The following is a 14017-nucleotide window of genomic DNA, read 5'->3' on the forward strand; positions in this document are numbered from 1 at the left end:
GCGGGCGTAATCGTTATACACACATGGCAAAACAACAAGTAAATATCTGCTGGTTCAGGAGAGATCTTCGATTGCATGATAATGCAGCTTTGTATCATTCATTGAAAGATGGCTTGCCTGTTGTGCCCATTTTTGTTTTTGATAAAGCCATCCTGGATAAACTGGATGATAAGAACGATCGACGTGTTGAGTTTATCCACCATGCTATAGCAGATATGCAACAGCAATTGCAAAGCATGGGCAGCAGCATGGAAGTGTATTATGGGGTTCCATCAGATGCGTTTCGTAAGCTAGCTGGAAAATATTCAATCAATAAAGTATTTACCAATCATGATTATGAACCCTATGCACAAGAACGGGATGCAGCAATTCAGCAGCAATTAAATGATGCTGGAATATCCTTTCATACGTATAAAGACCAAGTGATCTTTGAAAAAGATGAAGTGTTGAAAGATGACGGCAAACCTTACACGGTTTTTACTCCTTACAGCAGAAAATGGAAAGCCAAACTCAATGATTTTTATTTAAAGAGCTATCCGGTTGAAGAGTACACAACTAATTTTTTCAAACAGTCACCGGTAGCTATTCCTTCATTAAAGGAAATGGGTTTTGAAGCAGTTGGCTTACCATTCCCTTCTGCAGAAACAAGAAAAGAAATTATCAAAAAATATAAAGAGCAACGGGATTTTCCTGCAATAGATGGTACTAGCCGATTGAGTGTGCATTTACGGTTTGGCACAATTAGCATTCGTGATTTAGCAAGAGAAGCACAAGGATTAAGCGAAGGTTTTTTAAACGAATTGATCTGGCGTGATTTCTATCATATGATCCTTTGGCATTTCCCACAAGTAGGAGAGGGCAAAGCATTCAAAAAAGAATATGATTTTATTGAATGGCGGCATGATGAAAATGATTTTCAGAAATGGTGCGATGGACAAACAGGTTATCCTATTGTTGATGCGGGTATGCGTGAACTCAATGCTACCGGTTTTATGCACAATCGTGTGCGAATGATCGTTGCATCATTTCTTACCAAACATTTGTTGCTCGATTGGCGATGGGGCGAAGCTTATTTCGCAAAAAAATTATTGGACTTTGACCTTGCTGCCAATAACGGCGGTTGGCAATGGGCGGCAGGGAGTGGTTGCGATGCGGCACCTTATTTCCGCATCTTCAATCCGTATTTGCAAACGCAGAAGTTTGATCCGAAGTTGCAATACATCCGCAAGTGGGTTCCCGAGTTTGAAGGATTTGATTATGTAAAACCAATTGTGCAACATGAACTTGCACGTAAGCGTTGCCTCGAAGTGTACAGCAAAGCATTAAAGAAGTAAATCAGGAATGTTGCGTGGCAGTTTGCAGCATTTGTCCCACTGCCTGCATACCTTCTTCGCCAAGATCTAATGAGTAATTGTTTACATAGAGATTAATGTGCTGGCGCATTACCTCTTCACTCATTTCCTGTGAATGTTGTTTCACATAATCTGTTAATAAAGGGTAGTTACTAAATGCAAACTCCAGACTTTTACGAATCAAACGATCAACTTTGTGTTGCTTCTCAACATCAATTCGTTGATGACCAACAATACCTCCTAGCGGAATCGGATAACCGGTTGTTGTCTCCCAATATTCACCAAGATCCATGAGCTTATGTAAACCTTTCTGCTGATAAGTGAAACGATTTTCATGAATGATCACCCCCATATCAACTTTGCCATTTAAAACTGCTTCTTCAATTTCATGAAAAACCATGAACTGTTTTTGTTTTGCATGTGGGAATGCTTGTGAAAATAAAAAATGTGCAGTGGTATTTGTGCCCGGAATTGCAATGGTAGAATTATTCACGAATTGCTGAAGCTCGTCGAGGTTCGTACTTTGTACTTCGTATTTCGTAATTAATAAAGGTCCCACGCCTTTGCCCAACGCACCGCCACTCTTTAATAAGTTATATTGATGACGAACGAGGGGATAGACACCATAGCTGATCTTGGAAAAATCAAGTTTGCCTTCTTTTGCCCATTCGTTCAAGGTTTGTACATCTTCTAACTGTACATCAAATGATAAACCTTCGGTATCAATTTTACCATTTACCAACGCATCGAAAATAAATGTATCGTTGGGGCAAGGAGAAAAGCCAAGTGTGTAAGTCGTCATGAATAACTTTTTATAAACTTTCAATCAAACGAATTAATTCTTTATTCAGATTCTGTACCGCTTCTTTCAGTTTCCATTTCTGTTTGTTACGCTCACCCACATAATTGGAAATGCTTCTGATCTGAACAAACGGAATATTTTCTTTCATACAAACGAGATGCAAAGCTGCACCTTCCATATTTTCGATCTTCGCCTTGTATTTTGTTTCATACAGCTCTGCTGTTTTTTTAGCAGCTGTAATCTGATTCACCGTAACACTTCCAACCAGTGGTAATTTTGTTCGCTCCATCAACACTGTAAATGGATTCACAAGTTTTTTCTGTTTGAAAGGAAATTCATTTGCAGCCAGCAGCTTCAAATCAAATACATCTTTGTAGCCATCCTTTTCCTGCACACCTAAATCTGCCAATGCTTCTTGCTTTATTGCAACCACATCACCCAAATTCAGTGATCTGTCAAATGCCCCGGCAATACCAGCCATGATAACGATATCGGGCTTTTTTACCTGTAAATGCTTCATCAACGAATAGGTTGTATTAATTGCGCCAACTCCTGTAACCAAAAAATCGAGCTGTAAATCAATATAATCGAGCTTATTAGTGGTACGACAATGTTGAATAAAGGGTTTGATTTCCAATACGGTGGCTGAAACAACTAAACAATTCATGCTGCAAATTTCGGGAAGAATAAAACAAATCGGGGAATAACATCAAAATGCCGCTTTCTTATTACCTTTGCGCCCCAACAATTTGGTGGTTTTTGCATGGTTTACTTAACAAGATTAGAACATTTTAATGCGGCACATAAGCTCTACAATCCTAATTGGAGCCTGGAGAAGAATGAAGCCATGTTTGGCAAATGTGCCAACGAAAACTGGCATGGCCATAACTATGATCTGTTTGTTACCATCAAAGGCCAGGTAAATGAAGACACGGGTTTTTTGTTTGATGTAAAGAAACTGAGTGAGCTGATCAAAATTCATGTGCTGGAAAAACTCGATCACAAGAACCTGAATATGGATGTGGATTTCATGCAGGGAAAAATGTGTTCTACTGAAAATCTCGCAAAAGCTATCTGGCAACAACTACAACCACACCTGCCTGCAGAAGTATTGCTTCACTGTATTAAACTCTACGAAACGCCCCGCATTTACGTTGAATATTTTGGAGAATAAACCTTTTGCGACGTACCTTGTTATAGTTGTTCACTCGCCCTGCAAGGTGCTTCTTTGAAAGTTCATGGCAGGTAAAATGTAACCAGGTTTTCTGTCATGCAAAAAAAAGTATCCGTCTTTCGTCACGAACATTTTAACGCTGCCCATCGTTTATACAATCCGGCATGGACAAATGAACGGAATGACCAAGTGTTTGGTAAGTGTAATAATCCTTCATTTCATGGTCATAATTATGAACTGGTAGTGAAAATTACAGGTGTGCCTGATAAAGACACCGGTTATGTGATGGACCTGAAAATATTGAGTGATCTGATAAAGAATGAAATTCTTGAGCGTTTCGATCATAAAAATCTCAATCTTGATACAGTTGAGTTCAAACATTTGAACCCAACAGCAGAGAATATTGCGATTGTGATTCATGATCTGTTGCGTCCGCATATCGAAACAGAAAAAGATTTGCAGATACGTTTGTACGAAACACCAAGAAACTTTGTAGAGTATCCGGCATAATTATAATTAATAAATGATCATTGAGAATTCGGGAGGTGAATTCGTCCTCGAATTTTCAAATTCAAAAATTTTCAAATTCAACCATGGCTTATAAAAAAACAGAACAATACGAAGAAAAGGTTACTTCAGGATTGATCGAGAATTACAGAAGTGCTTTGGATTTATTAGGTGAAGATCCTGAAAGGGAAGGCTTGTTGAAAACGCCAGAACGTGTAGCGAAAGCAATGCAGTATATGACGCAGGGCTACCAGATGGATGCAAAAGCAATTCTTGAAAGCGCCAAATTTCATGAGGAAGTGAGTGAGATGGTGATTGTAAAAGATATTGAGCTTTACAGTATGTGTGAACATCACATGCTTCCATTCTTCGGTAAGGCACATATTGCTTATATCCCCAATGGTTATATTACAGGGTTGAGCAAACTGGCAAGAGTGGTGGATGTGTATAGTCGCCGTTTGCAGGTACAGGAACGATTAACGACACAAATACTTGAAGCTATCAAGGAGTCGTTGAATCCAATGGGTGTGGCAGTGGTAGTAGAAGCCCAACATTTATGCATGATGATGCGTGGTGTGCAAAAGCAAAATTCAGTAACAACAACTTCAGCTTTTTCAGGCGAATTTCAGAAACAGGCTACACGTAGCGAATTCCTGAAACTGATCTCCGGCAAGTTCAATTAAATTTTTCTTTTTTTCGATAGTGGAAGTCTGTTGTAATTATTGCAACAGACTTCTTTATTTTTGGCCATTAAATATTCATTATGAAACATGCGTTTGTATTTCCGGGCCAGGGTTCTCAGTTTAGTGGAATGGGAAAGAATTTGTATGATGCAGGAGTATCGGCCCAACGATTGTTTGAATTAGCTAACGAAATTTTAGGTTTCCGTATTTCTGATATCATGTTCAATGGAACAGATGAAGACCTGAAACAAACGAACGTAACACAGCCGGCTGTATTCTTACACTCAGCCATTGCTTATAAAACCATTGAATCGGCAAAGCCCGATATGGTGGCAGGACATTCATTGGGTGAATTCAGTGCATTAGTGGCGAATGGAGTGTTGAGTTTTGAAGATGCTTTGCAGTTAGTAAGCGTTCGTGCAACTGCTATGCAAAAGGCCTGTCAGTTGAATCCATCAACCATGGCAGCAGTACTTGCACTGGCAGATGAGAAAGTGGAAGAAGTGTGTAAGCAAGTGCAGGAAGAAACAGGTGAAATTGTTGTGCCGGCGAATTACAACTGCCCCGGACAATTAGTGATTAGCGGTTCATTAAAAGGAATTGATATTGCCTGCGAACGTATGAAAGCCGCCGGTGCAAAACGTGCATTGGTGTTACCCGTTGGCGGTGCGTTTCACAGTCCTTTGATGGAGCCTGCACGTGAAGAATTAAAAGCAAAAATTGAAAGCACAAATTTTTATACACCGCAATGTGCGATTTACCAAAACGTAGTTGCAAAAGCAGTGTTGGATAAAGATGAGATCAAACAAAATTTAATTGATCAATTGACCGGCGCTGTACGCTGGACCCAAAGTGTGCAATCAATGATCGCCGATGGTGCCAGTAAGTTTACAGAAGTCGGTCCGGGTAAAGTATTGCAGGGCTTGGTGCAGAAAATCAATAAAGAAATGGTTGTAGAAGGAGTGAATTAATTGACGTACGAAGTAAGATGTACGAAACCGCTGCAGCGATTACAAACCCTGACGGTGGCCGGAATCGTTAAGCAGAAAAAAAAGAAGCCGCAACTAAGTTGCGGCTTCTTTCTTAAATGGGCACACTACAGTTGATCCACTCAGGATCAAAATTCGCATTATACTTTTTATAGAAATTAATAGCAGGCTCATTCCACTCCAACACCTGCCACACAATTCCGCTCAGCTTTTTTTCTTTTGCTTCAACGATCAATTGATCGAATAATAATTTACCAATGCCTTTTCCTCTTGCCTGTTCGGTCACAAGAATATCTTCCAGATACATGCGTTGGCCTTTCCAGGTGGAGTAGCGGATGTAATACAACGCAAAGCCAAGCACAAGCTCATTCTCTTCTGCTACAAATGCCCACCACACAGGATTTGTTCCAAAACCACTTTCAACAAAATGTTCCAGTGTAACGGTTACTTCCTCTGGTGCTTTTTCATATAGTGCCAGCTCTTTTATAAGTTCCAGCAAGCGGGGGCAATCGTCTTTTGTTGCTCTTCGAATAGTAATACTCATAATTAAATAGTTTCATTTTCGTCTGACGGTATAAGGGCCGTGCCGACGAAATTATTTTTTTCTTGTTGCTTTAAATGTTCCGTTAGGTTGAACAAAGTATAGTGCAGTTACTTCACCTGCATCATTCTTCTCAAACCGAACACTAAAACCTGAAACAATCTTTAAATTAAATACATCAGGCTTTACAGGAATTAATTCATAATCGGTTTGACCGGTTACAAAAGCAACCAATGTTTTTTCACCTTTTATATAAACTTTTACGAGCGTTGGCCCGGGTAATTCGTACTCGCCAACATATTTTTCAAGATCAGCTTTGCTGACATCAATTGTTTCTACTTTCTTTTTAAACTCAATATCTTTTACACCTGCCTGCAGTGGCAGTGAAAGTGATTCGATCTCTCCTTTGATATTAATATTGAATTGTCCTTTCATCGCATCATCTTCTCCTGCATCAACACCATCAGCCACAGGTATAAAGTTGAAATAGTTGAAATGATAATGTTTTACTTTAAACGTGAGCGCATTATACTTTGCAACGAGTGAATCTTTTTGTTGCTCGATCGTTAATGTACCATAACCTTCATTGGTAAATGTTCCGGCATAATCGGTGATAGCATGTGTAGGCCTTGTACCCATCTTGCGTTGCGTACTGTCAGCTTTCAGTTTTTCTTTCGCTGCTGCTTTTGCTTTATCAACGGCTGTTTTTTGCGTGCGGTGCCAGTCTTTATATTTCAATCCAAGTAATTTATCCGCAATTGTATTGCGGATAATACCCGGGATTGGTGAGCCGTTTTGATTCACTGATACAAAAATGCCAATGCTGTCAGTTGGGAAAAAAGAAGTGCTGCTGCTGAAGCCATCAATATTACCGCCATGCTCTACACGATAATGACCACGATAGTTTGCAAGAAACCACGCAAAGCCGTAATTACTGAGGAATACATCGGGTTGCTCTTTGGTAGGCAATCCCGCACCTGTCACCATTTGTGAACTGATCGCTTGATTGTAATAAGCAGCCGGAAGAATTTCTTTACCATTGAATTTGCCTCCGTTCACCCACATCATTACCCAGTTGGCCATATCTTTTGCATTGGAGTTGATGGAACCCGCAGGTCCGATTCCATCGATGTTCATAAATTTCATTTTTGTTATTGCTCCATCTTTCTCATTGTAACCAAATGAATAATCAGGAGATTTAACATGGTCGTTCATAGATGTGTTGGACGCCGTCATGTTCAATGGCGTGAAGAGATGTTCTCTCACTAGTACATCCCAACTCTTACCACTTAATTTTTCTGCCAATACACCTTGCGCCAGAAACATAAAGTTATTGTACTGCCATGCTCTCCGCAACGGAGCCGTTTTTTCAAAATAGCGGATGATGTAGATCAGGCTGTCTCTCTTAGTACGTGAACCATACCATGCAAGATCGTGTCGTGGCAAACCGGTACGGTGGCTCATCATATCTCTTGCAGTTACATGATTGTTCAATTCATCATCAATAAAACGTAGCTCAGGTAAGTATTGCGTAACGGGTTTATCCAGATCAAGCTTGCCTTCTTTCATCGGAAAAGCCAGTAGTGATGAAGTGAATGCTTTTGTACAACTGCCAATGGCAAACAATGTGTTTTCAGTAACCGGCACTTTGTTTTCGTAATCCTTATACCCAAAACCTCTTGTCATGATCACTTTGTTCTTTTCCACTACAGCAACGGTTACACCAGCTGCACTCCATTCTTTTAAAATGCGGTTGATGAATGTGTCAAGACCGGCTAAACGTTTCTCGGTTGTTTGTGCGTTTGCTGATTGCAACAGTATTACTGCAATGCAGAGAAAGAACATTTTTTTCATGTAGCGATGTTTTGGTTTGTATTTCGTCGGTACGGTTATTAAACCGTCAGACGAATTTTATATAGACAGTAATGCCTGTTCAAAATCATTGATCAGATCTTTCACATCTTCAATGCCAGCTGAAATACGCAACAGGTTATCAGGTGTTGGTGAAAGATCGCCTTCAATTGATTTACGGTGCTCAATTAAACTCTCTACGCCACCCAAACTTGTTGCGTGTGTAAACAACTGTAACTTATCTGCCAGTTGCAATGCTGTTGCACGGTCGCCTTTTACAAGAATGGAAAGCATGCCGCCAAATCCGTTTGTCATTTGTCGTGCCGCTACTTCATGTTGCGGATGCGATGTAAGACCCGGATATAGTACACGGTCAATTTTTGGATGTGCTTCAAGATAAGCAGCCAGTTGCATTGCATTGTTTGAATGAATAGGCATACGTGCAACAAAAGTGGTAAGACTTCTGCATAGTAACCAGCAATCATACGGCGAAGGAACAGCGCCACCTAGTTTCTGGCAGGCTTTTATAAATTCATAGCGTTGATTATTCTCTCCAAATATTAACGCACCTCCTAAAATGTCACTGTGTCCGCCAAGATATTTTGTAGTTGAATGCAAAACAATATCAATACCAAATTCAATTGGTTTTGTATAGTAGGGAGTGGCCCATGTATTGTCAGTAACCGTAAAGCAGTTATGCTCTTTTGCAATGGCCGCTACAGCAGCAAGATCGGTCACCTTGATCAATGGATTCGAAGGCGTTTCGGTCCACACCAGTTTTGTATTGGGCTGAATAGCTTTTCGCAACGCATCAAGATCAGTCATATCAACTAACGTGTACGATAAACCGAAACCGGAGAACATGGTATCAAGAATAGTACGGATTGAGAAATAGGTATCATCCGGTAAAACAATATGGTCACCTGTTTTTAAACTTTGAAATACGACAGTTGCTGCAGCAAGTCCCGATGCAAAACTTACACAACCCGCACCGTTTTCCATCTTTGCCAGTTTTTGTTCGAGTGAGTGACGGTTGGGGTTATCGTATCTTGAATAAAAGAAACCACCGGGATAACTGATGCCATCTTGGCCACGTTCGAATGTGGTCGACAAAATAATGGGCGACATTACCGCTCCGCTTCCATCTTTAATATTGTCTTCGTGTATGATGCGTGTTGAAAATTCCATTTGCCGCTGTGTTTGTATTACGTGGATAAATGTACGTAATCTGTGCTTTGCGATTTGACATGCAGATGATATATTCATTAATTTGAGCTGCAAAATCATATAGATATGAAAGAATTACTTTCAGCCTATGCTGCATATAACCGTTGGGCTTATCAAACGCTTACTGATACGATCCTTAAAATGGATGAGCAACTGCACCAACAGATCGTGAAAAGCAGTTTCCCGAATTTGTATGCAACAGTTCTCCATTTATGGGATGCAGAAAGTATCTGGTGGCAACGGATGGAAGGCCATCAGCAAATGGTGATACCCAGTAAGCAATTCAATCCATCAATGAAAGAAGCAGTAAACGGTTTGCTGCAACAGGCAGGTGATTGGGAGCGTTTTGTGAATAATGCTACGCAAGAAAATCTGCAACGTGAATTTTATTACAAAAATATGAAAGGTGATTCGTTCCGATCAGCAGTTTGGCAGGTGCTGCACCATCTGTTTAATCATGGCACCTATCACCGTGGGCAACTGGTTACCATGATGCGGGAGTTAGGAGTTACAGAAATTCCTTCAACAGATTTTATTCATTGGTACCGCACCCGTGTCTAACAGTTAGAGGCCGCTTATAACAAACCTTGCAAAGCAGCATTCGTGATAACCTGATCAATAAATGCTTTTGCTTTTTCTTCTTTTATTGCTGCATACTGTTTTCTGTCCTGGTTAGCTTCCGCTGCAAGCGAAAGTTTCAGTTGCTGGTATTCGTTTCTTGTCTCTTCATTTGTTCGCAAATAATTTCTGAACAAAAGATGCCGCTTTAATTCTTCACTATGAACAGGGCAAACGTAGAGGTGGTGAACAATGCTATCCAGTACTGCATGCTTGGGTAATGCGTCGTTTCGTTTAAAAACATCTCTGTCTGTTATCCCTTGGTTGCCGTTATGGCAATATCCAATACGTTCTAACCTTGTTTTGATTTCGCCGAAACTTACTGAATTTGCAAAAACAAGGTCGATATCAATGATGGGCTTGGCTGCTAAGCCGGGAACAGCAGTGCTGCCAATATGTTCAATTGTTACGGGCAGTTGTTGCAATGCTTCTTGCAGTATTATTTTTATTGTTTGAAAGTCGTGAACCCAGATTGTTGTGTATTCGCTTAACAGCATTGGTTGTAGATGCTTTATTACTTATGCTCCGAATTGCCTTAAATGATGATCGGCATGTTTATAAGCAAACAATCCTACTTGGTCTTTTGTCATTAAACCAAAGAAAGGATGAATGAAGTTGGCATTATTGTAAACAGCAAATTGCTCAATATTACTGATCCATTCTTTTTTATGCAGGTCAATGTCGCAATTTTGCCCAGTGGTTTTCAGCAATTGACTTGTTGGCGAGTTTCTTCCAAATCCACGATCATCTTTCAGTACTTTCTTCAGCATCATTGGTCCCAACAGGCGTCCAATAAAGACACGCTTTATAAAGAGCTTCCCAAAAAACATCTCATCACACAGAATGCAGTGCTTCAACATTTGAGATACTGTCATTTTGCCCCATTGAGCATTGTTCTGCAGTGTTAAAGAATTGATCCGGCTTACTAATTCATCTCTTACTGCGGCATCAAAAACTGTTTTCATTTTGATCGTTTAATTCGGTTGGCACCAACTTTTCGGGAGATGCTAAACTAAAACTTAATTTTTAAGTAGGGTAATGTTGTGATGACTGGCAGTGTACTTGCTTCCCTGCACTTAAAATTGTATGTTTATTCAATGAAGGGCGGGTTCTTTTTATCAGTCATTGTAATTGTGTGGGTTTTAGTTTTGCAGATTGCCTGCAAGCCGGAATATTCCTGCGAAAATTGCAAAGGAGAGAACCTACCACCGATAGCGAAAGCAGGGGCTGATAAGACAATCAAATTACCTAACGACAGCACTTTGCTTGATGGAAGTGCTTCTACTGATCCGGATGGAAGAATAACAGAATGGTCATGGAAAAAAGTCGCTGGCCCAGCTTCTTATGCAATAAAAGACTCAGCGAAAAGTGTAACTCCAGTCAAAAAGCTGGTGCCCGGTGTGTATAGTTTTGAATTAAAAGTGATGGACAACGAAGGCCTGTTTGCCAAAGACACAGTTAAAATTTTTGTAGACAGTGCAACAGCACCTAACAGACCTCCTGTCGCAAGAGCCGGGCAAGATCAAACTATAACTTTGCCTGTAAACAAGGCATTGCTTGATGGAAGCGGTTCAACAGATCCTGACAATAACATAATCGGTTATGCCTGGAGAAAAATTTCAGGACCACCCAATTCTGTTTTTTCAGATCCTGTTGCAATCAAAGCAGAAGCATTAGACCTCACAAATGGTGTTTACCTCTTTGAGTTGACTGTTACTGATGCAGGCGGATTGTTTTCCACAGATACGATGCGGGTAACGGTGAACATCTCACCTAATAGATCTCCCATAGCGGAAGCGGGCAATGATATCACAATCACCTATAATCTGCAAACCTGCAGTATGGATCCATCTTCTATTACATTAGATGGGAAAATGTCGAGAGATCCTGATGGTACCATTTTTTCTTATCAATGGTCTTTAGTAGTTGCAGAAAGCTTTACGGCTTTAATAAGTAATCCTGCTGCATCAACTACAACAGTTACAGGTCTCGTGCCGGGTTCGTATGGGTTTAGATTAAGAGTTACTGATAATGATGGTGCTATTGATGATGATACAATTGTCGTAAATACGGTGTATAGTAACAGACCGTTGGTTAATGCACGACTTATTCCAATGGGATTATTGGGCGATCCAAGAATAGTAAGCGTAGTGGCTGCGGTTGGAACTAAAATATTGTTTGCAGGCGGAACGCCAGTTCCAAATGGACCCGGCCCTAACAAATTTTCATCCACTGTTAATATTTATGATATAGCAACAAACTCATGGAGCGCTGCAAACCTGAGCCAGGCAAGATCTGGGATGACAGTTGCTGCAATGGGAACTAAAGTATTTTTTGCCGGAGGCACAGGTATTCTTCCTTCGGGTAGTGTTGGGTTAACATCACGTATTGATGTTTATGATGCTGTAGCAGACACCTGGTCAACAATGGAAATGCCTCATGCAGATGGACTATTAACTTCACTGGTTTCCGGAAATAAGCTGGTAATAGTTGGGGGTAGTTTCGCTGATATCTATGATGCCGGAAGTAAAAGATGGACAACAACCAACTTCGGTCAGCCACGCTATTTAATTACCGCAAACAATGTAAAAGGCAAATTATATTTTGCAGGAGGTGTTACAAGCAAATCAACATTAACTCCAACTTCGAGAATAGATATTTATGATCCTGCAACTGATTCGTGGTCTGTTTCTCAATTAAGTAAGCCTAAATATGGAATGTCTGGTTTGCTTGCAAGAAATTTGATTTGGGCTGGAGGTATAGTAGCCGGAAAAACATCAAATGAAGTGGAGATGTATGATGCGTTTTCCAATTCCACTTCGTTTTCCTGTTTGTTTCAACCTAATTCTTTTTCTGCATTTAGTTCCGGCACGTTAAATGGCAAAGCCTTCTTTTTTGTGGCGAATGGCAAAGCAAAAAACAAGTTCGACATCTATGATCCAATTACAGATACATGGTCAATAGGAGTATTGGATCAATCAATAACTGCACCGATGATTATTTCAGCAAATGGAAGTGTTTTCCTGATCAGTACTGCTGGAAGTAACGATGTTTATCACAGGCAGGTGTGGAAACTGGAGTTTTAATTTTTATTGAGTTGCTGCAAAAAATGAATCTGTCAAATAAAAAAAGCGGCTGCTTCCACAACCGCTTTTCTCTTTATAACTTCTTTTCTTTTTTAATGCTTAACTCTTTGATCCATCATATGCCCACTTGATCCAAGTAGCACCCCATGTAAAACCTCCGCCAAATGCAGCAAGCACAACGTTGTCACCTTTCTTTAATTGATTTTCCCACTCCCACAAACAAAGAGGAATAGTACCTGCAGTAGTGTTACCAAATTTTTCAATGTTGATCATTACTTTTTCTTTCGGCAAACCCATACGGTTGGCGGTTGCATCAATGATGCGAAGGTTGGCTTGGTGTGGCACTAGCCAGGCAATATCATCACCTGTTAAATTGTTACGCTCTAATAATTCGGCACTCACATCAGCCATGCCTTTTACTGCGAATTTAAAAACGGTTTGTCCTTCCTGGTAAGCAAAGTGCTCACGGTTGGCAACGGTTTCCATTGATGCAGGGCGCAAACTACCACCGGCTTTCATGTTCAGGAAATTTCTACCAGCACCATCGCTTTTTAAAATACTGTCTTGCACACCGTAACCTTCCTCATTTGGTTCGAGCAAGACACAGGCTGCACCATCACCAAATATCACACAGGTGTTACGATCGGTATAATCGATAATAGCACTCATTTTATCAGCACCAACAACCACTACTTTTTTGTAGCGGCCGCTTTCAATATAAGTAGCGCCGGTTGTGAGTGAAAAAAGGAATCCGCTGCAGGCTGCACTCAGATCAAAACCCCATGCATTTACAGCACCGATCTTATCGCACACCACATTGGCAGTTGAAGGGAACACCATGTCAGGAGTAACGGTACCAACGATCATGCAATCAATTTCTGATGGTTCGATGCCACGCTTTTTGCATAGGTCGAGCACAGCAGGAACGATCATATCAGAAGTAGCAAGTCCTTCGCCTTTTAAAATTCTTCTTTCGGAAATACCGGTACGGGTGCGGATCCATTCGTCGTTGGTATCAACCATTTTCTCAAGATCAAAATTGGTAAGCCGGTCTTCAGGAACCCACCCGGCAACAGCTGTAATGGCTGCAGTGATTTTTTTGCTCATTTATGCTTTGTATTTAAGGAGATGCAGGCATAGGCCCGCTTTACAGGGTGCAAATATAAGACTTGCTTTGCAAGCAGTTG

15 protein-coding genes are annotated in these 14017 nt (G+C 40.6%); 7 read left to right on the forward strand and 8 right to left on the reverse strand.

What is annotated here, in order from left to right:
* Positions 1–23: 23 nt before the first annotated feature.
* Positions 24–1334 (forward strand): cryptochrome/photolyase family protein, encoded by a 1311-nt coding sequence (locus tag H4075_RS04055; protein WP_182804383.1) that lies wholly within the window; start codon positions 24–26, stop codon positions 1332–1334.
* 1 nt (position 1335) lies between these two features.
* On the opposite strand, the gene H4075_RS04060 is transcribed toward H4075_RS04055, so the two are convergent.
* Together H4075_RS04060 and mqnB are read right to left on the reverse strand one after the other, a co-directional pair.
* Entirely contained in the window at positions 1336–2154 is an 819-nt protein-coding gene (locus H4075_RS04060) for a 1,4-dihydroxy-6-naphthoate synthase (protein ID WP_182804399.1), read from the reverse strand.
* 10 nt (positions 2155–2164) lie between these two features.
* Positions 2165–2821, reverse strand: coding sequence for a futalosine hydrolase (gene mqnB / locus H4075_RS04065; RefSeq protein ID WP_182804401.1), 657 nt, complete (start codon positions 2819–2821; stop codon positions 2165–2167).
* Between the two features lie 96 nt (positions 2822–2917).
* Here mqnB and H4075_RS04070 point away from each other — a divergent pair, with 96 nt between their 5' ends.
* From H4075_RS04070 to fabD, 4 genes are all read left to right on the forward strand, one after another.
* The gene (locus H4075_RS04070) at positions 2918–3328 is read left to right on the forward strand and encodes a 6-pyruvoyl trahydropterin synthase family protein (protein WP_182804403.1); all 411 of its coding nucleotides are present in this window, start codon (positions 2918–2920) and stop codon (positions 3326–3328) included.
* A 96-nt stretch (positions 3329–3424) separates the two neighbouring features.
* On the forward strand, positions 3425–3838 hold the full coding sequence (locus H4075_RS04075; RefSeq protein WP_182804405.1) for a 6-pyruvoyl trahydropterin synthase family protein: 414 nt from the start codon (positions 3425–3427) through the stop codon (positions 3836–3838).
* Positions 3839–3921: 83 nt separating this feature from the next.
* Entirely contained in the window at positions 3922–4518 is a 597-nt protein-coding gene (folE, locus tag H4075_RS04080; RefSeq protein ID WP_182804407.1) for a GTP cyclohydrolase I FolE, read from the forward strand.
* A gap of 80 nt (positions 4519–4598) precedes the next feature.
* A complete protein-coding gene (gene fabD, locus H4075_RS04085; protein WP_182804409.1) occupies positions 4599–5489 on the forward strand; it encodes an ACP S-malonyltransferase in 891 nt (296 codons plus the stop codon).
* 112 nt (positions 5490–5601) lie between these two features.
* Here fabD and H4075_RS04090 read toward each other — a convergent pair whose 3' ends face one another.
* Genes H4075_RS04090 through H4075_RS04100 form a run of 3 tightly spaced genes read right to left on the reverse strand, consistent with a single transcriptional unit; the run spans position 5602 to position 9087 of the window.
* Positions 5602–6051 (reverse strand): GNAT family N-acetyltransferase, encoded by a 450-nt coding sequence (locus tag H4075_RS04090; protein ID WP_182804411.1) that lies wholly within the window; start codon positions 6049–6051, stop codon positions 5602–5604.
* A 51-nt stretch (positions 6052–6102) separates the two neighbouring features.
* Positions 6103–7902, reverse strand: coding sequence for a serine hydrolase (locus H4075_RS04095; protein WP_182804413.1), 1800 nt, complete (start codon positions 7900–7902; stop codon positions 6103–6105).
* Positions 7903–7959: 57 nt separating this feature from the next.
* A complete protein-coding gene (locus tag H4075_RS04100) occupies positions 7960–9087 on the reverse strand; it encodes a trans-sulfuration enzyme family protein (protein WP_182804414.1) in 1128 nt (375 codons plus the stop codon).
* A 105-nt stretch (positions 9088–9192) separates the two neighbouring features.
* Between H4075_RS04100 and H4075_RS04105 the strand changes: the two genes are divergently transcribed.
* Positions 9193–9687, forward strand: a complete 495-nt coding sequence (locus tag H4075_RS04105) for a DinB family protein (protein ID WP_182804416.1) — start codon at positions 9193–9195, stop codon at positions 9685–9687.
* A gap of 14 nt (positions 9688–9701) precedes the next feature.
* On the opposite strand, the gene H4075_RS04110 is transcribed toward H4075_RS04105, so the two are convergent.
* Together H4075_RS04110 and H4075_RS04115 are read right to left on the reverse strand one after the other, a co-directional pair.
* Positions 9702–10241 carry a GrpB family protein gene (locus H4075_RS04110; protein WP_182804417.1) on the reverse strand — a complete coding sequence of 180 codons (540 nt, stop codon included), beginning with the start codon at positions 10239–10241 and terminating at the stop codon, positions 9702–9704.
* A 21-nt stretch (positions 10242–10262) separates the two neighbouring features.
* Positions 10263–10709, reverse strand: a complete 447-nt coding sequence (locus H4075_RS04115) for a DUF1569 domain-containing protein (RefSeq protein WP_182804419.1) — start codon at positions 10707–10709, stop codon at positions 10263–10265.
* Positions 10710–10841: 132 nt separating this feature from the next.
* Here H4075_RS04115 and H4075_RS04120 point away from each other — a divergent pair, with 132 nt between their 5' ends.
* A complete protein-coding gene (locus H4075_RS04120; RefSeq protein WP_182804421.1) occupies positions 10842–12830 on the forward strand; it encodes a Kelch repeat-containing protein in 1989 nt (662 codons plus the stop codon).
* A 99-nt stretch (positions 12831–12929) separates the two neighbouring features.
* Here H4075_RS04120 and H4075_RS04125 read toward each other — a convergent pair whose 3' ends face one another.
* Positions 12930–13937, reverse strand: coding sequence for a beta-ketoacyl-ACP synthase III (locus H4075_RS04125; RefSeq protein ID WP_182804423.1), 1008 nt, complete (start codon positions 13935–13937; stop codon positions 12930–12932).
* Between the last annotated feature and the right edge of the window lie 80 nt (positions 13938–14017).

Source organism: Lacibacter sediminis, from assembly GCF_014168535.1.
Taxonomy (GTDB): Bacteria; Bacteroidota; Bacteroidia; order Chitinophagales; family Chitinophagaceae; genus Lacibacter; species Lacibacter sediminis.